Annotated in this window: 15 protein-coding genes; 4 read left to right on the top strand and 11 right to left on the bottom strand. The window is 61.6% G+C overall.

What is annotated here, in order from left to right; genetic code table 11:
• The first annotated feature begins 560 nt into the window (after window positions 1-560).
• A complete protein-coding gene (locus tag BLR94_RS06475; RefSeq protein ID WP_139207421.1) occupies window positions 561-743 on the top strand; it encodes a hypothetical protein in 183 nt (60 codons plus the stop codon).
• 87 nt (window positions 744-830) lie between these two features.
• Here the strand turns inward: BLR94_RS06475 and BLR94_RS06470 are convergent, their stop codons facing one another.
• The 11 genes from BLR94_RS06470 to treP all read right to left on the bottom strand — a co-directional run bounded on the left by BLR94_RS06470 (window position 831) and on the right by treP (window position 16,158).
• Window positions 831-1,289, bottom strand: a complete 459-nt coding sequence (locus BLR94_RS06470) for a thiol-disulfide oxidoreductase DCC family protein (RefSeq protein ID WP_084303946.1) — start codon at window positions 1,287-1,289, stop codon at window positions 831-833.
• 188 nt (window positions 1,290-1,477) lie between these two features.
• Window positions 1,478-2,275: a hypothetical protein gene (locus BLR94_RS06465; RefSeq protein ID WP_084303945.1), complete on the bottom strand. Its 798-nt coding sequence runs from the start codon at window positions 2,273-2,275 to the stop codon at window positions 1,478-1,480.
• 100 nt (window positions 2,276-2,375) lie between these two features.
• Complete coding sequence (locus BLR94_RS06460) at window positions 2,376-3,545, bottom strand: MFS transporter (RefSeq protein ID WP_084303944.1); 1,170 nt, start codon at window positions 3,543-3,545, stop codon at window positions 2,376-2,378.
• A gap of 96 nt (window positions 3,546-3,641) precedes the next feature.
• A complete protein-coding gene (locus tag BLR94_RS06455) occupies window positions 3,642-4,448 on the bottom strand; it encodes a hypothetical protein (RefSeq protein WP_084303943.1) in 807 nt (268 codons plus the stop codon).
• 13 nt (window positions 4,449-4,461) lie between these two features.
• Window positions 4,462-5,901, bottom strand: a complete 1,440-nt coding sequence (locus BLR94_RS06450) for a radical SAM protein (protein WP_084303942.1) — start codon at window positions 5,899-5,901, stop codon at window positions 4,462-4,464.
• A complete protein-coding gene (locus BLR94_RS06445) occupies window positions 5,901-8,555 on the bottom strand; it encodes a glycosyltransferase (protein WP_084303941.1) in 2,655 nt (884 codons plus the stop codon). The genes BLR94_RS06450 and BLR94_RS06445 overlap by 1 nt, the downstream gene beginning before the upstream one ends.
• Before the next feature lie 238 nt (window positions 8,556-8,793).
• Entirely contained in the window at window positions 8,794-9,102 is a 309-nt protein-coding gene (locus tag BLR94_RS06440) for a PTS transporter subunit EIIB (protein WP_084303940.1), read from the bottom strand.
• A 2-nt stretch (window positions 9,103-9,104) separates the two neighbouring features.
• Entirely contained in the window at window positions 9,105-11,642 is a 2,538-nt protein-coding gene (ptsP, locus tag BLR94_RS06435) for a phosphoenolpyruvate--protein phosphotransferase (protein ID WP_084304180.1), read from the bottom strand.
• 56 nt (window positions 11,643-11,698) lie between these two features.
• Window positions 11,699-12,910 (bottom strand): carbohydrate porin, encoded by a 1,212-nt coding sequence (locus tag BLR94_RS06430; RefSeq protein ID WP_478212338.1) that lies wholly within the window; start codon window positions 12,908-12,910, stop codon window positions 11,699-11,701.
• 77 nt (window positions 12,911-12,987) lie between these two features.
• Entirely contained in the window at window positions 12,988-14,643 is a 1,656-nt protein-coding gene (gene treC / locus BLR94_RS06425; RefSeq protein WP_084303938.1) for an alpha,alpha-phosphotrehalase, read from the bottom strand.
• Between the two features lie 72 nt (window positions 14,644-14,715).
• Window positions 14,716-16,158, bottom strand: coding sequence for a PTS system trehalose-specific EIIBC component (gene treP / locus BLR94_RS06420; RefSeq protein ID WP_084303937.1), 1,443 nt, complete (start codon window positions 16,156-16,158; stop codon window positions 14,716-14,718).
• Window positions 16,159-16,396: 238 nt separating this feature from the next.
• Between treP and treR the strand changes: the two genes are divergently transcribed.
• From treR to BLR94_RS06405, 3 genes are all read left to right on the top strand, one after another.
• Window positions 16,397-17,101 (top strand): trehalose operon repressor, encoded by a 705-nt coding sequence (treR, locus tag BLR94_RS06415; RefSeq protein ID WP_084303936.1) that lies wholly within the window; start codon window positions 16,397-16,399, stop codon window positions 17,099-17,101.
• A gap of 556 nt (window positions 17,102-17,657) precedes the next feature.
• Window positions 17,658-17,933, top strand: a complete 276-nt coding sequence (locus BLR94_RS06410; RefSeq protein WP_084303935.1) for a hypothetical protein — start codon at window positions 17,658-17,660, stop codon at window positions 17,931-17,933.
• Complete coding sequence (locus BLR94_RS06405; protein ID WP_084304179.1) at window positions 17,926-18,183, top strand: LasR-specific antiactivator QslA; 258 nt, start codon at window positions 17,926-17,928, stop codon at window positions 18,181-18,183. The genes BLR94_RS06410 and BLR94_RS06405 overlap by 8 nt, the downstream gene beginning before the upstream one ends.
• Window positions 18,184-18,196 lie beyond the last annotated feature (13 nt).

The following is an 18,196-nucleotide window of genomic DNA, read 5'->3' as shown; positions in this document are numbered from 1 at the left end:
GCCTTCGTTATCCTGCATGACCGATTGCATCATCACTCGGCGCAGAGGGCACCATCGTCACACCAGCACCCGAGAGTGCGAGGCAGCGTCATATGTGCCCTGATGGCAAACTGCAGCAACAGTAGCCCAGAGTCATTAGCACCTGAGTTGACTGAATACTTTTCAAGCAATGACAGTTCCCCTCCCAAGGCAGTCGTGACCTACTCGACAGCCTCTGTAATAGCGAAAGCTTTCGAGCTCCTGTATGAGCGAGGAGTGCAAAACACCACCGCCAATGGCGGATATGCTTGGATGCCGGCGATGCAGAGCGAAAAGTCGTTCTCAGGCGCTGCAGATTCCCTTCTTGTAACTTCGCAGTTGGCAGATCCGTTTGATGCGCTCCTGCAGGTATCCGCGGGACTGACCGGGCCCCGCTCGGATGAAGTAGCCCAACTCGTTGGCCCACTTCGAGGTACACCGTCATGAAAGTTATGAGTCTTAAAGATGGGACGCCCCACTACCAGGGGAACCCAGGCTATGTCGCGCCCCAAGCCGTTGCTACTCCCACTCGGCTGAGCTCGGTGAGTGCGGTCAGACAGCCCATGGCCCAGCAGCCGGGCAGAGACCACGCCAACGAGGACGATGAGGGCCTGGACCCCGGCACCGATAGCGAGCCGACGTCGCTGCCAGACGAAGCGCCGCCCGTGGAGCCCGAGGATTTCGACGGCAACAAGGCAGCGATGGATCCCAGGCAAGCGATTTGATTCTGACCATTCGCCATGAGCGATGGTGCCTTCCTTTCGCTGGGCGCAAAATCGCTCGAATGGCTGCCAACAAATCGAGCGTGGCGCTTAATGCTCTTCGAAAGGCGGCCGTTTACGCGGGGGAGGCTTGGCCTTGGCAGCCGCACAGGTGTCGCCCTGGCAACGGGTGCCCCCATCAGGGTGAGGCAGCCATGCCAGGTGCGGGCGCCAGCGGCAAAAAAGCCGATAGGCGACGTTCAGCATCGGCCTGGCCCAGCGCCACGACAAGGGTGCCGCCCAGAAGCCGAGGCCAGCTGCGCGCCAGCTCCAGAGCGTTGCGTCCAGGCCGGTGACCCAGGTGCCATCGGCAAACCTGGCGTGCAGCAATGACTCCATCTGGGCAAAGGTGAGCGCCATGGATTCGGGCTCGAAACCTTCATCACGGATATCGACGAAGCGCAGACGCTCTGGTGCGGCACGCCCGCGAAGGGTGTTTATTTCCCGGGCGCAGAGTGGGCACTCGCCGTCAAAATAGAGGGTCAGTGGCCACGTTGGCTTTCTGTCCATTAACGATCTGCCTCGTCGCGATTTTCCATACCCTATGCCCAGGATCCCAAGCCGACAATCATCAGCGTGACTTGATACTGACCTTGCATCCGAGACGGCCGGCCCGCTACAGGTCGTTTCCGACGCCAGCTGCGGCAGTTGGCCGGGGGGCCTGGGGCGGGCGCATGCATGATGGCGCCCTGCCCCAATCAGCCGCCATTGCCAGCGATGGTCAGGTAATCCGTATAGAGCTGAGGCGCGCCTGAAAAGGATGCCAGCTCGCGCCACTCTTCGTTCATACGCTCCGCATCCTGATGCTCGCGCACGAACTCGAGGGCCCGATCGGTAGAGACATCGAGTTCCGGGTGGAATGCATTGAGGGACTCCATGCTTTCGATTTCCAGCATGACCACGTATTGGTCGATGCGGCTGCCACCCAGGCATTTCAGCATGTGGAACTTCCACCCCGGATAGTCGGCGATTCGCTGGATATTGCTGGTGATGAAGTGTTCGAAGGTCGCCGCGGATACGCCGGGGCGCAGCGCAAGGTTATGAATGCCGACGACCCGAGCAACGGGTTTCTGCCCGGCAAGCGCCTGGTAGTTGGGCCCCTCCGGCAGCGTGCTGCGGGCATTCTCGGCGACCAGCGCGTAGTGCGAGAAAATGGTGGGTCGCTCGGAGAAGGTCGCGAAGGTCTTCCATTCGGCGATCAGCTCCAGGGCCTGCGAGCGCTGCTGCCAGAAGGCCTCGGCCAGCGCGGTGTGATCGCCGTTGGCGTCGATGTAGCGGGCGTAGTCCTCGGCGCTGGGTGCTTCATGCAGCATCAGGTATTGATGCTGCCGCTCACCGCGCAGGCCTTTGAGCAACGTCCACTGCCAGCCGGGGTAAGCCGGAATCTCGATGCCGCGTTCGCGGGCGAACGCTTCGAAATGCTCGGCCGTGACACCTTTCTTCAGGTTGAGGCCGATGTAGTGCAGGCTGAAAACAGGCGCGGATAAATGGTTCATGATGACTCCCTGGTAGTTGGCGACGGGACACTGGAAACGTTGCCACCGCACGGAGCCCTGGGCTCCTCGAGGCAACGACGTGAGGCGACAAGAACACCGATCAGCCGGCGCCGTGACGGGCAATGCGTCGGGCACTGGCACAAATGAGCAACATGATCACGATTCCTGCCGAGAATGCCGCGGTCAGGCTCCAGTGACGGGCCACCCCACCAATCAGTGCCGGGCCGCTTAGCAGGCCCGTGTAGCCGATCAAGGTGACCGCAGACAGGGCAAAGCTCGACGGCACCTGCGGCTGGTTGCCAGCGGCGGTGAACAGGATGGGCACGATGTTGGACAGGCCGATGCCGGTGAGCACGAAGCCGGCCAGTGCAACGCCTGGCAGATCGATCGCCACGACCAGCAGCAGCCCCAGCGAGGCGCAGGCGCCGCCCAGCATCAGCATGCGCTGGCGACCATAGGCGTTGACCAGGCGGTCACCGTACAACCGGCACACGGCGACGGCGATCGCATACAGCGTATAACCGGCCCCGGCATGGCTCTTCTCCAGCCCGCGCTCGGCGTGCAGGAACACCGCCGACCAATCCAGCATGGCCCCCTCGATCAGGAACACGAAGAAGCACAGCACGGCGATGAACAGGACCCCGGGGTGGGCCAGCGCCTGTAAGGTACCGCCGGACTCACCGCTATCCCTGACCCGCCTGGCCAGCAGGAAGTCGCGGGCGGACAGGGTGAAAAACGCGATCAGCAGCACGATCAGGCCGATGGCTTGCAGCGGCGTGAGCCCGGCCCACAGCAGCAGGGTGACCCCGCCGGCGCCGGCCACGCAGCCGATGCTGTAAAAGCCATGGAAGCCGGACATTCGGGCCTGCCCGCTTTCACGCTCGACGACGACCGCCTGGGCATTCATCGAAACATCCAGCAGGCCATTGACCGCGCCGAAAACCAGTAATGCAGCCGCCATTTCCCAGACGGAGCCGGCGAGCATCATGAAGGGCAGCACCAGACAGAAAATCGCCGCGCAGATCAGGATCAGGGTTTTGCAACCGAACCTCGCAATCGCGCGGCCTGCCAGCGGCATGGCCAGCATGGAGCCCGCCGCGATACAGAACAACAACAGGCCCAGTGTGCCGTCGTCGATGCCGAGATGGGACTTGACGAAAGGGATCAGCGGCGCCCAGGACGCCATGCCGAGCCCGGCGACAAAGAAAATATGGCGGGTCGCACGCTGCCGGAGGCGATTGGCGGCGACACTCGGGCAGGCTGTATTCATGGCCGGAAACTCTAGTTCTTTGTTATGAACGGCGGTGGCTACGCTGCAATGCAGCGCAGCCCACCCCGGTTTGCAAGCGCAAGAAAATCCCTGCCCTCAGCCCAGGCTCTGCGCCAGCGACAGGTAATCGGTATAGATCTGTGGCGAGCCGGAAAACGAAGCGAGTTGCTTCCACTCTTCATACATCTGCTTGGTGTCACGATGGGCCTGGGCAAACAGCGCCGCCTGGTCGGTGGCGATATCCGGCTCCGGGTAGAACACGTCGAGTGCCTGCAGACTGGCTATTTCCATCATCACCACGTACTGGTCCAGCCGATTGCCTCGCTCGCCCTTGAGCAAACGGAATTTCCAGCCGGGGTAGTCCTCGATACGCTGGTGGTTCTCGGCGATGAAGGTCTCGAAGGTGTGCGCCTCGACGTCTGCGCGCAGCGCCAGGTTGTGAATGCCGATGACCCGCGCGACCGGCTCCTGCCCGGCGCGCTCCAGGTAACGTGGGCCCCGGGGCACGTCACTCCTGGCGTTCTCTGCCAGCAGGCGGTAGTCGGTGTAGAGGGTCGGCAGTTCACTGAAGGTGCCATAGCGCTTCCATTGGCCGAGTATATCCAGGGCCTGCGGGCGCTCGCGCCAGAACTGGCGTGCCAGCGGGGTCTTGTTGCCATCGGCGGCCACGTACAGGTCGCGCTGCGCTGCACTGGCGATTTCGAACAGCATGAGATATTGCCCGGCCCGCTCGCCGCGCAGGCCGCGCAGCAAGGTCCAGTTCCAGCCCGGATAACAGGGTATGTGCACGCCCCGCTCGCGCACGAAGCGTTCGAACTGCTCGGGCGTCACCCCGGCCTCGGTATCGATGGCGATGTAGTAGAGACTGAAGACCGGCACGGCTGACGCGTCTGGCTGTTTCATTGGCGGGCCCTCCTCAGGCATGCGGCTCGACGAATTGCGTATTGATGATGGCTTCGACCAGGGTCACGCCGTTGGGCGTCAGGCTGACCATGTCGCCCAGCACGGTGACCAGCGCCTTTTCCACCAGTGTGTCCAGCGTGCGGCTGATGATCAGGTTGTCGTAAAGGCTCCTGCCTTCGAAACGCTGCCTGAACACCTGGTCGTCCACGGGGATGAGCGTGGAAAGCGCCATCTTGAAGGCGTTGACTTCACGCTGCAGGGGCGACACGCCGCGGCTCCCTTCGATGGGCAGGCGGTCTTCGTCGAGCGCTTCCTTGTATTTCTTGTAGCCGGTGATGTTGATTGCCTCGGAACGGGTGCACTTCGAGCTGCCCCCGAGGCCGATCGCCACTTCCGGGTACTGGGTTGGCAGATCGGTGATGAGTCCCTTCCACTTCTCCGGCTGCTGGTGGTTCTGGTGGAAGTACATGGTCGGGTGTTCGCGATAGCCCGAGGCGAGGTAGCGCTCGACCAGCTCGCGCATCTGGTACTGCTTGCCCAGGCCTGGAAAGGTCATGCTGTCGGTGCCGATCAGGCCTTTTCTTTGCCAGTGGCTTTGCCGTTCACCGGAAACCCCGGTGCGGGTTTTCATGAACTCTTCCATGTGCAGCTTGGTGATGACCACATGGGAAAGTTCGAGCTCGAGGACCTTCTCCAGATCGTACTTAACATCGTCCACGCCCTGCCCCAGCATGCCGTAGATGAGGTCGACACTGACCCAGTCCAGGCCGATTTCCCGTGCATGGTGGATGGTCTGCACGCATTCTTCGGCCGAGTGCATGCGCCCGCAGGCGGAGATGATGCGGTCGTCGAAGGACTGCGCGCCAAAGCTGATCTTGGTGAAGCCGAGCTCCTTCAACAACAGCAGATAGTCGCGCGTCAGGGTGCCCGGCTCGCCTTCGAAACGCATGGTGGCGGCCGAGAAATTGAAATGGCTCAGGTAGAAATCCATCAGGCGGCGCAGTTCCGGCTCCGGCAGCAGCGAGGGGGTGCCGCCGAAGATATTGAATTCGCCCACCTCCGCGTTGGCCAGGCTCGGAACCTTCTGCAGCCACATCCTGGCTTCCTTGATGTTGTAGTCCACCAGGTCGACGAACACCTGTTGTGACGACGCGGCCTTGGGATTGAGGATGACCGTGGGGTACTGGCAAAAATGGCAGCGGTAACGACAGGTCGGGATGTAGGCCCACAGGTGCATCTGCCGGGCCTGGCCGATTTCACGGTCCATGTCCGCGAAGAAGCCCTCCAGCGGGTAGTCCGCGATATCGCCGGGGAACACGTGGCAGCCAAAGGGATCGTTGAATACGTAGTCCAGCATGGCGCTGTTTTGCGGGCGGCAGAGAAACTCATGGACCCTGGGCAGCGGATAGTTGGGGTCGATGTCGTTCAGTGAGTTCAGCGCTTCGACGTTCATCAGAATACCCCGCCATTTGCAAAGTAGTTGTGGGCTTCGCCGGATTCACGGTCCTCGCAGAAGTAGTAGACGAAGCGCTGGAAGTCCTCGGGCCTCACGGCCGCAAAACAGTCGGGCAACGCCGGAGGGTGGCCGATGTCCTCGCCCACCGCACGGCGCAGCGCGCTGAAGAGCTCTTCGCGAAACTCGAAATAGAGGCGATAGGCCGGCGTCTTGTAGGCATGGATGGGTTTGAAATCGATGACCCGTGATTCGTATTTGATTTCGTGGATACGCTGGTAGAGACCGTCGGCCACCGGCCCGCCGAAGAACTCCCGCACGGCCCTGTTTTCCAGCAGGATATGGGGGTTGAGCAATGCCGGCAGCACGATGTTCTTGGGCACGTAATCCTTGATCGAGTAGTCCCAGGCCTGCCGCGACTGCTCGGCGCTGGTGTCGGCCAGGGTGGGCAGCTGCCGCTCCACGTTCGGGCGCACATCCTTCATGATGATGATGCCGTCCTGACCATAGGCCTTGCCGTTGATGACCTCCTCCAGAATGCTGTCCACGCGGCGGCTGTTGATTTCGATGCGCGAATCATGGGCATACACGGGTTTGCCGCCCCAGGCGATGATCCGGATGCCGAAGTCCCAGTCATCGGAGAGGTGCTCCACGAAACGACCGTTCTGCAACTGGTAGAAGATTTCGATGCCCCCTACCTTGTCATAGAGCGTGCGTTCGACGGCAAACCCCTTGCCGTCGGGAAAGCCGCCGAACAGCGAGAACGACATCTCGCGGCAACGCAGCGTCTTGTCGATTTCGGCGTACAGGTTCGGCCGTGTACCAAAGGCAGCTTGGTTGTAGTAATAGTTGCAGGTGCCGAGGTCGGCGCTTTCATCGACCATCTTTCTGATCAGCGCGTGCAACCAGTAAGGGTCCACCGTGCAGTCGGCGTCGGCGGAGGCGATGTAGTGCCTGCTGCTGGTGCCCAGACGCAGGTCGCGCTGCCGCGAACGCACGCTGGCGTAGTCCATGCCCCGTTTGCGCGCCGACGAAACACCCTGAACGCGCTCCTCGATCACATGGATATCCAGAGACGGATTGCGCGCCCTGAAGGCGTTGATTTTCTGCACCGAGTCATCGCTGGAGTTGTTGTCGACGATGATCAACTCGTAGCTGTCATGGGTAATCAGGCCGTCCCGGGTCTGCTGCTGGACCAGGGACTCCAGCACAGTGTCGATGCGGTCACGCTCGTTATAAACCGGCAGCACGACCGATACAGAAATGGTGTCACGCATAGTTCCTCCGGGTTCATTCAAGTCCAGCATGCCGGCGACGTTATTGGCGAGTACGCGCTGGCCGATAACGAAGTTTCGCCGCGCGATGTCTTTCATCAGTAACCTGTCGTTCAACAGTCGATAAACTTCATCGACGAATGCCTCATCCGGCAGCCCATCATTGGCTTGTGAAATGTTCATGATCGGCGCCTCGAAGCCGTGCCGGCCATACACTTCCTGGTAATACTCGTAGCGGGTGGTGATGTAACAACGCTGGCTGCTGATGGACTCGCCTATGGGGTTGCCGTAACTGTCATAACCCCAGGACGTCAGAAAGGAAACCAGATCGCAGGAGTCATAAAGATCCTCGATGGTGATCGCGTTTTTCTTCGCCGGCATGCAGTCGTGGGATAACGAGCCGACGAACTTCACGAACGGCTCGATGTTCAGTTCCCTGACCTGTTTATTCAACGCGGCAAAGTAAGCTGGGTGCTCCTGGGGGTCTCCGGCGACCACCAGGTACACCTTGCGCCCACTGCCGTTCTGGGCGAAAAGCTGGTTCAACCGGTAGATCAGCCAGATATCGCGATCCTGGCGTTTTTGCGCAATGATGCGCGTGGTGCGGGCGATCAATACATCGCTATCGCGTATGTCCAGGCCTTCCCTGATGTTGCGGTACGTGCCTTGCCGCTCAAAGTCATAGGTGTTCTTGCGCACCTCGACCTGCACCTGGTGATCGCACCATTGCTCGAGCTGGTTTTTCAGGTGGTTATTGAGAGTCACGTACCGGATATAGGGCGAGCGCACAGGCTTGACGGCATGGGGGTAAGGCTCGGGGCCATACTTCATGAGCGTTTTTTCACTGTTCCACATCAGGTCGTGATCGCGCCAGATCACGAAGCTTCCCAGGCCATGTTCCTTGCCGTAGGCTTCGATGGCCTGGTACAGCGCCCGGGTGTAGATGATGTTTTCCGGCAGCGTTCCGTTTTCGACGATCACATATCGGATATTCAGCGATTCCCACAACTCGAGGATTCGCCGGGCCAACGCTTGCGACGACTCATGCACAGCGGCAAGAAGTTGCGCTTCCTGTTCAGGCGAAACGGACACTCGTTGCCCGATCAGCGCTTCATGCAAATGTGTGATGAAAGGAACTGTGTAGTGGGGAATGGCGTCGATGCCCTCGACACGAACAAGGGTGAACACCCCCTGGTAGATCTCCTTCTCTTCATCGTATGGCTTGTTGAAGTTGCCTTTGTCGACCTTTATGTCGTAACCCACGTCGAGATAACAGGCGATGCCATTGCGCTCGAGTTGCCTGGCCACTTTCAGGGCCTCGACCGTAATACCCGATACCGCCACGGCATCGAATGATATGAAAATAGCCCCCGGCTGCATTGTGCTACTCCTTCAGTCTTTCAAGGTTTTTATTTATCACCACGAACTAAAGAACCAAATTCAGAGAACAGTTACCCACCGAATGCATCGTCGGAATTAACGAAAGTGTTGAACAACTTGTGGCACGTGTTCTGCGAGGCACCTAAATAAGTGCAGCTCATCGGGAGACGCTATGGAGTGTTACCCCCGGTTTGGCCAACCGCCGGAGGCATCACTCATTCGATCGGCACGCCGCGCATCAGCCGGTTTCAGCCAACGGCACTTCCACCGGCGTCAGCACATGTACCACGCCTTTATCCAGAACCATGACCGCGGGCATGCCAGACGCCTCCAGTGCCGCCTGGTCGAGCTGAGCAGCGTCGCGCAGTTGCACGCGGATGCGCGTTATGGCGACGCGCTGCTGCGAGGCGAGGTTTTTCTCGCCACCCAGGGCCTCGACGACGCTGGCCGGTAGCAGTGTGTCAGGCGCCGTGGTCACCTTGGGCTCGTCCGGCACCAGATCCGGCGTCAAGGCCTTCCAGAAGGCACTTTGCAATTTATTGAACATGCTCAGCTCTCCAGCACAGGTGACAGGGGTAACGGCGATGGCCGCCATGACAGCAGGGCTTCACGAACCTGCGCGGCGCTTTGCAGCGTCAGCGCCTGGCGCGCGATGGCTTCGCAGTCGCGCAGTTCGACGTCGCGAATCGCCGCCTTGATGGCCGGAATCAGCGGCACGCTGGCCGACAGTTCATCCACCCCAAGGCCCAGCAACAGCGGCACGGCAAGCGTCTCGGAGGCCATGGCACCGCAGACGCCGACCCACTTGCCATGGGCGTGGGCGGCTTTCACGGTGGTTGCGATCAGGCGCAGCACCGACGGATGAAAACTGTCAGCCTGGCTGGCCAGCCGTGGGTGGTCGCGGTCCATCGCCAGGGTGTACTGGGTCAGGTCGTTGGTACCGATCGAGAAGAAGTCGACTTCTGGCGCGAACACGTCGGCCATCAATGCCGCGGACGGCACCTCGATCATGATGCCGAGCTTGGGCAGCGTCGTGAGGCCGATGCTCGACGCCTCCTCTTCGAGGATCTGCCGGGCCAGGTGCAATTCCGACAGTTGGCTGACCATCGGCAGCATGATGTGCAGCCGCGCCAGGCCGCTGCTCGCCAGGATGGCGCGCAACTGCTCGTGTAGCAGTTGCGGGCGCTCCAGGCACAGACGAATGCCGCGCATGCCTAAAAACGGATTGGCCTCGGCCTGCATCGGCACGTAGGCCAGCGGCTTGTCCCCGCCAACGTCGAGGGTGCGCACCACCAGATTGCGCTCCGGCCCCAGGGCCCGAGCGATGGCGCTATAGGTGGCCGCCTGTTCGGCCTGGCTGGGCGCACTGCCGCGCTCCAGGTAGAGAAACTCGGAACGCAGCAGCCCTACGCCCTCCCCGCCCAGCTCCAGCGCCTGCTCGGCTTCCGCCAGCGAGGCGATATTGGCCGTTACCTCGAAGCGATGGCCATCGCGGGTGGTGGCGGCCAGCGAGGCCTGCTCGAGGTCGCGCTGATGACGCAGGGTTCGTTGCTCGCGCTCGGCCTGCAACTGCTCGATGGAAACAGGATCGGGATCCAGATGCAGCTCGCCCTTGTCCGCATCGAGCAGTACCCGGGTGCCGTCGGCCAGGGCCAGTACCTCGTGGGGCAGCCCGCAGACCGCCGGCAGCCCCAGCGCCCGGGCCAGGATCGCGACGTGACTGGTGGCCCCGCCGCCTACCGTGGCAAAGCCCACCACCTTGCGGGTATCCAGTGCCGCGGTCTGCGACGGAGTCAGTTGCTCGGCAACCAGGATGGCCTGCTCAGGCAGCACCCAGGCGCTGTCGTGCACATCCAGAATCAACTTGAGTACCCGCTGCCCGACATCGGCGAGATCCAGTGCACGCTCGGCCAGAAACCGGTTGCCGCTGGCCTTGAACAGCTCGGCAGTCGCTTCGGTCACCGAGTTCCAGGCGAAGGCGGCGCTCTTGCCCTGGCTGATCAGCAGGCGGGCCTGCTCCAGCAGGCTCGGGTCTTCCAGCAGCTCCTGATGGGCCTTGAAGATCTCCTCCTGTGCCTCGCTTGCCGCCTCATCGCGCAGCTTCTGCAAGGCAGCCAGCGCCTCTGCCAGCGCGCGATCCAGCGTTCGCAGCTCGGCGCGTGGGTCGCTGGCGGACTCGGCAATGTCCAGCTTGCGCTCGACCACCTGGACCACCTGGCCAAGGGCGGAGCCTGCTGAAGCACAGACCCCATGCAGCGACATCGCCGAGGTCTTCGCCGCCGGCTCGATGGCCGGCGCGCTGACCGCGACCGGTGCCACCGGCTCACCGCAGCCATCGGCCAGCAACTGGCTGAGCGTCTCGATGGCCGCTGCGGCATCCTCACCGGTGGCGCTGATCGTCAGCATGTCGCCAAGGGCCGGTTGCATGGCCATGATCGCCACCAGCGATTTGCCGTTGGCGCTGTCCTGCTGCCGGTGCAAGCGGATATCGGCCTGGAAGCCCTTGGCGGCCTGGGCGAACACCGCTGCAGGCCGGGCATGCAGGCCATTGGCATTGGGCAGGCTGATCGGTTGCGAGAACAGCGCCTCGCCTTCATTCAGCGGCGCAGTGGCCGCTTGCTCGCCGCGGCCAAGCGCCAACAACGGCTGGCCACTGACCACCCTGGCGCTCGCGGCGGCAAGCGTACTGAACGGCTCGGCGCTGACCACCAGCATCAGCGTCATCAGGCTGCGCGCGTGCACGGCGATGTGGTCGGCATCGAACTCGATCAACGCCTGGCCAGCCTCGACGCGCTGGCCTTTTTCCACCAGGGCGGTGAAGCCCTTGCCGGCCAGGTTCACGGTATCCAGGCCGATGTGCAGCAATATTTGCGCGCCGCCCTCATGGGTAAGGGTGATGGCGTGGCCACTGGCTTGCAGATCGCTGACCACGCCCGCCAGGGGCGCGCACAGGGTCTGCGACGTCGGGTCGATGCACAGGCCGTCACCGATCACCCGATTGGCGAACACCGGGTCAGGCACATGATCAAGGGGCACCAGCACCCCGGACAGCGGTGCCAGCAATTGCAAGGGTTGAGGTACGCTCATGGCTTCACCTGCGGTTTTGTTCTTGGAATGTTGCAAGGTCACTGCGGCAACATCGCTTATTTCCACCAGTACTCAATTTGCAGCCCGGCATTGGAACCGTGCAGCGACGAGCCGAACTCGCCGCTGTCGGACAACGCCGACCCCTGGGCCAGGTCATTGGCCGCGCGCTGGGCCGCTGCGTTCCAGCTTGCATAGGTGTAGTACAGGCGCACCTCCGGTCGCTCCCAGAAGCCCGGACCTTTTGGCGACCAGGTGGGCGCGAAGGTGAACTTGCTCAACTTGCGCGTACCGCCTGGCGCCTGCACCTGATCGTGACCCAGCTCGGCCACCAGTTTGAATTGTTCGGTGATCGCATAGGCCGGGCGCACGCCCAGGGAAATCCACTGCTGGTCGTTGCCATCCGGGCGAATGTCCTTCTGGTAGAGCGCCTGGAACTGGCCACCGAAACGCGACGTTACCTGCCAGTCGAAGAACTCCACCACTCGGTAGCTCTTGTTGTTGTCGTCCAGGCCGACGTTGCCGGTATAGCCCAGGCCGGTGCCGGGGCCCTCGCCGTATTGCAGCGCCAGTGTGTTCTTGCCGCCCAGAAACAGCTGCTGCACGTGCTGGGCGGTAACCGCCCATCCGGCATGGGTGTCGCGTCGGCTGGGTTTGTCGATATAGCTCAAGCCCAACTCGAGCTCGCCTCCGGGGTTGGTGCGAAAGCCTGCGACGTTGAAGTCGTGCCGGGTGATGTAGTCCTTCTGGTAAAGATTGTCCTTGCGGGAAAAGGCGTAGCTGTACTCCAGGTCGCCGATCTTCACGTCCTCGATACCGCCGCCGGTGGCGCTCTGGTTCCAGTAGTAGAAATCGGAAATGTGAATGTCGTTACGTTTGTAGTAACGCCGGCCGGCCCACAGCGAGCCGCCATTGAGGCTGGGCAGGTTTGACCAGTGGGCATAGAGCTGCGGCAGACGTACGGCACCGTTGTCGCCCTGAAAGGTCAGGTCACGGTCGTATTCGTTGAACAGCGACAGCATGCCGTCGACGCTGAACACCGAGCCGTCGTCGAGCGTCAACAGGTCCTGGCGCAACTCCAGCTCCGCGTACTGCTCGCATTCGTTGCCCAGCCGATACTTGGACTGCGCACCGGGCAGGCTGAAGCATGACTGCGAGTGGCCGTTGCCGGTGCTGCCGACACCACTGCGCAGGTAGCCGGCGAACTCCAGTGCCTGCGCGGCAAACGGCATCACCAGGCAGACACAGGAGGCGGCAAGGCCGCCATTCATTCTTGTTTTCAAGCGCCACTCCATTGTCTTTCTTATTGGGTTGAGGCTTAGAACAGCGAAGGCATGCGTGGCAGCGATCAGCTGTCCTCGAGGTGCAGGACGAACGATTCGTAAGGCCTGAGGTACAGCTGGCGCCCCCGCGCTTGGCAGTCCGGATAATTGCTGATCACCACCCGCTGGCGGCTGGCGGTATCGATCACCCGCTCAGGCAGCTCGACTTCGCACGCGGTGCCGTAGAAGTTGTTCACCACCAGCAGGCGTTCGTGGGCGTGTTCACTTTCCCGCAGGTAGATCCACACCTGCTCATGCTCCGGCAGCAGTTGGCGATAGACACCCTGCTGGATCAGCGGCTCCTGGCGGCGCAAAGCGACCAGCCGACGGTAGTAGTGCAATACCGATGTGGGGTCGTCGAACTGGTTGGCGACGTTTATCTGCGCGGCATTGCGCGCCACGCCTATCCAGGGTTCGGCCATGCTGAAGCCGGCGTTGGCCTCGCTGCTCCACTGCATCGGCGTGCGCCCGTTGTCACGGGACTTCTGCATGATGGTGGCCATGATCGCTGCAGCGCTCTCGCCAGCGTTGCGTTTGAGGCGATAGATATTCAGGGTCTCGACATCGCGGTATTGCTCGATGCTGTCGAAGCCCGGGTTGGTCATGCCCAGCTCCTCACCCTGATAGATGAACGGCGTGCCCTGCAAAAAGTGCAGCGCGGTGGCGAGCATCTTTGCAGAGTGCACCCGGTATTCGCCGTCATCGCCAAAGCGTGACACCACCCGCGGCTGATCATGGTTACACCAGAACAAGGCATTCCAGCCGCCACCAGCCTGCATGCCGGTTTGCCAGTCGGAGAGGATGCGCTTGAGCGCCAGGAAGTCGAAATCGGCATGCACCCATTTCTGCTGATTGGGGTAGTCCACCTTCAGGTGGTGGAAATTGAAGGTCATCGACAGCTCTTGCGAGTCGGGGCGCGAATAGCGGATGCAGTGTTCGAGCGAAGTGGAAGACATCTCGCCGACGTTGATCAGTTCCTGGCCTTGGAACACCTCGCGGTGCATTTCCTGCAGGTACTCATGCACGTGCGGGCCGTCGGTGTAGAAGCGGCGCCCGTCGCTGGCGTCCTCGGGAAAATCGGCCGGCTTGGAAATCAGGTTGATCACGTCCAGGCGGAAACCGCCCACGCCCTTGTCGCGCCAGAAGCGCATCATCCTGAAGACTTCCTCGCGCACCTTGGGGTTGTCCCAGTTGAGGTCGGCCTGGGTGTGGTCGAACAGGTGCAGGTAGTACTGGCCGGTCTGCGCCTCGTACTCCCAGGCCGAGCCACCGAATTTCGATTCCCAGTTGTTCGGCTGGTCGCGCCAGATGTAGAAGTCGCGGTACGGGCTGTCGAGGCTGCTGCGCGCCTGCTGAAACCAGACGTGCTCGATGGAGGTGTGGTTGACCACGATATCGAGCATCAACTTGATCCCGCGCTTGCCCGCCTCGGCGATCAGCAGCTCGCAGTCGGCCATGCTGCCGTAGCTGGGGTCGATGGCGTAGTAGTCGCTGATGTCGTAACCGTTGTCGCGTTGTGGCGAGCGCAAAAAAGGCGTGAGCCACAGGTAGTCGACACCCAGCCATTGCAGGTAATCGAGCTTGGCGACCACGCCGAGCAGGTCGCCCGTGGGGTTGCCGGCTTGGCTGTAGAAGCTCTTCGGGTAGATCTGGTAGATCACCGAATGCTGCCAGTCTTGCATGGCGCTATTCCTTCATCTGTTTTAAGACCACGAGCGGCACATCACAACAGTGCCGCTCGCCAATGCGATGGTTCAGGCGACCCGGTAGCCCGGGCGGACGATCTTCACGCTGAGGGCGCAGGTGAGCAGGAACGGCACCGCGATGGCGATGACCATCCCCACGATGAACACCGGGATGTACTGCGGCATGATGGAAATGAAACCGGGCAGGCCGCCGACCCCGATCGCCGAAGACTGCACCTTGTTCAGCGACAGGAAGATGCAGCCCATGGCCGAGCCGACCAGGGCGGCGTAGAACGGGTACTTGTAGCGCAGGTTGATGCCGAACATCGCCGGCTCGGTGATGCCGAAATACGCGGAGATGGCCGAGGTGGAGGCCATGCTCTTGTCCCGCACGTTGCGGGTCATGTAGAACACCCCGAGCGCGGCGCTGCCCTGGGCCAGGTTGGACATCACGATCATCGGCCAGATGAAGGTGCCGCCATGGGTGGAGATCAGTTGCAGGTCCACGCCCAGGAACATGTGGTGCATGCCGGTGATCACCAGCGGCGCGAACAGCACGCCGAAGATCGCCCCGCCGATCAACGGCGCGAAATCGAACAGCATCACCACGCCCTCGGTGATCAGGATGCCCAGGTGGCGGGTGATCGGGCCGATCAGGGCCAGCGCCAGGACGCCGGTAATGACGATGGTGGTGATCGGCACCACCAGCAGCTGGATGGCATTGGGCACCCGGGCACGCAGCCATTTTTCGATCACGCTCATCACATAGGCGGCCAGCAGGATCGGCAGGATCTGCCCCTGATAACCGACCTTCTCGATCTTGAACCAGCCGAAGATATCGAAGTACGGCATGCCCTGATCGCCCAGGCCGGCGACCACCTTGCCGTAGTTCCAGGCATTGAGCAGGTCCGGGTGAACCAGCATCAGGCCCAGCACGATGCCGAGGATTTCACTGCCCCCGAAGCGCTTCGCCGCCGACCAGCCGACCAGTGCCGGCAGGAACACGAACGAGGTATTGGCCATCAGGTTAATCAGGCTCCACACGCCGTCCAGCGCCGGGTACGCCTCGAGCAGGGTGACCCCCTCGATGAACATGCCCTTGGCGCCAATCAGGTTGTTCACCCCCATCAGCAGGCCGGCAATGATCAGCGCCGGCAGGATGGGCATGAACACGTCGGAGAGGATGCGCACCAGGCGCTGCATGCCGTTGATCTTGGCGGCGCTCTGCTGCTTGAGATCGGCGATGGTCATGGCCGCCAGGCCGGTCTGCTGGCGCAGCGCGGCATACACCTTCTCCACATCGCCGGGCCCGATTACCACCTGGTACAGGCCGCCGGTGAAGAACGAGCCCTTGACCAGATCAATCTGGTTCAAGGTCCCCACATCGACCTTTTTGGGGTCTTTGAGGGACAGGCGCAGGCGCGTCACGCAATGGGCGGCCTGCTCGACATTGTCGACGCCGCCGAGGCTCTGCAGCACGTCGCGGGCAATGGCTGAATAATCGTGACTCATGCGCTTTTTATCCTTTGAGGATTTTATTTTTGGAGAGCGGCATAGGGAGCAACCTGACAAGACCTTACTCGTACATACGAGTTAAATCAACAACTCGTATAGACCAGTTTAGCCCTGTTTGCCAAAGCGCCAGCTGACCGGGAATTTCCACCAACCGCCTCTCCTCAAGCCATAGACAAAGCGCCACGCGCTCCCTAAGGTTCCTCGCTTGACGACAACCTGGCATCGAGCCCTGCACATGAGCAAATACAGCCAGATCTACAGCGATCTGCTTGCCAGCATCACCAGCGAACGCCTGGAACGCGGCGCCCGCCTGCCCTCGGAAACCGAGCTGATGGAGCGCTATCAGACCAGCCGGGGCACCGTGCGCAAGGCCATCGAGCAGTTGCAGGAACGCGGCTTCGCGCAGAAGATCCACGGCAAGGGCACCTTCGTGCTGTCGCGCGCGCCCATCGAATTCCAGCTCGGCGGCATCGTCAGCTTTCAGGAGACCTACCCCAGGCTGGGCGGCAATGTGCGCACGGAGGTGGTCGAACTCAGCCAGCTACCGCTGGAAGGCAGCCTCTGCGAGCACATCCAGGGCGAAGAAGGCACGCTGATCACCCGCATCAAACGGGTCAGGCGTATCGATGGCCGGCGGGTGATCCTGGATATCAACCACTTCGTCGCCGACCTGATTCCCGGCCTGGATCGCAGCATCGCCGAGCACTCGATTTACGAGTTCATCGAAAAGACCTTGCAACTGCAGATCAGCTACTCGCAACGCACCATCGAAGCCGTGCCCCGCAGCGCGGACGACCTCAAGCATTTGGATCTGGACGACCAGAGCCACGTGATCGTCGTCAGCAACCAGACCTTTCTGCAGGATGGCCGACAGTTCGAGTACACCCAGTCACGGCATACGCTCGACAAGTTTTACTTTTCGGATGTGGCGCGGAGGTAGGGCTGCAGTGATCCAGGGAGATAATCAGCATGGCCAAATACCACCCTGCTCCCCCAAACGACCACCCCCGGCCTGACAATCTCCTGATCAAAGAACTGCCGCCCGACCTTGGCGCTTAACGACGTGCTGCTACCCCCTCAGCTCGTCAATATCTGAAGTCGATGCCCGACAAAGAAGCTGTAACAGCTGAGCCAACCAGCAAGGTTGCCATCTGAAAACCTGCGGGCTAGAGTGCGCGGGTCGTGGTCAATCCCGCGGCCGGGTGTGACAACCTGAATGTTCGAGGACGCGGTGCGTCCAAATTGCCTAGCCGGTTTCATACCGTGCTACTGCATTTCTATGGCGGGCCGTACGGGGCAGGTTTCGGCCTGGCCGGTTCCCTCGGACGCCGGTTTGTCACCCTCGTACGGTCCGTCACCATAACCGCGTGACAACGGCGGTGGCGGCTCCTTAACTAGTTCGAGGAGCATAAGGAAAATGTGCCACCCAGCTTTTACGCCAGGGCACCACCCTGCTCGCCCCAACGGCCCACAGACCTCCACCCGGGAGGTGCCCCATGGCTAACCCACTCGGCCGTGTACTCAACTTTCCCAGACGCCCAAGCCCGATTACCGGTGCCAACTTCCAGACCCGAAACGCACTGGCCGATGCCGACCTGCGCGCCGTCCTGTTGAGCGAACTGCTCGAAGACCTCCTGCACAAGGAACGAAACCGCCCCGACTCGCTTCGCGTGCGAATGGCCTGCGTAGCCGCTCAGGAACTGCTCAACGAACTAACGGTACTCTACCGCCGAGCAAGCTGCGAAGCCCATGGGGGTGACCGCCATGACTAAAGGTGCCACCACCTCCCTGCCCACCAACGACGGCTACCCCGGCCTGACAATCTCTTGGTCAAAGGACTGCCGCCCGGCCTTCCATGACGGCATCCGCGCGGCAGAACGCTGGGTAAACGGCAAGCGCAGCCATTGGTTATGGGCTGCAATGATTTTCGAGCGGGACGCCCTGCAGGATGAGACCGACAGGAAGGCGTTCGAGGTGGCGTTTATCAGTCGGATTCAGCAGAGGCTGGTGGGGACGAGCTGAGCAGCTTCCAACA

The sequence above is a fragment of the Phytopseudomonas flavescens genome, from assembly GCF_900100535.1.
In the GTDB taxonomy this organism is placed as follows: Bacteria; Pseudomonadota; Gammaproteobacteria; order Pseudomonadales; family Pseudomonadaceae; genus Aquipseudomonas; species Aquipseudomonas flavescens.
This window is presented reverse-complemented; position numbering and strand designations above follow the sequence as displayed.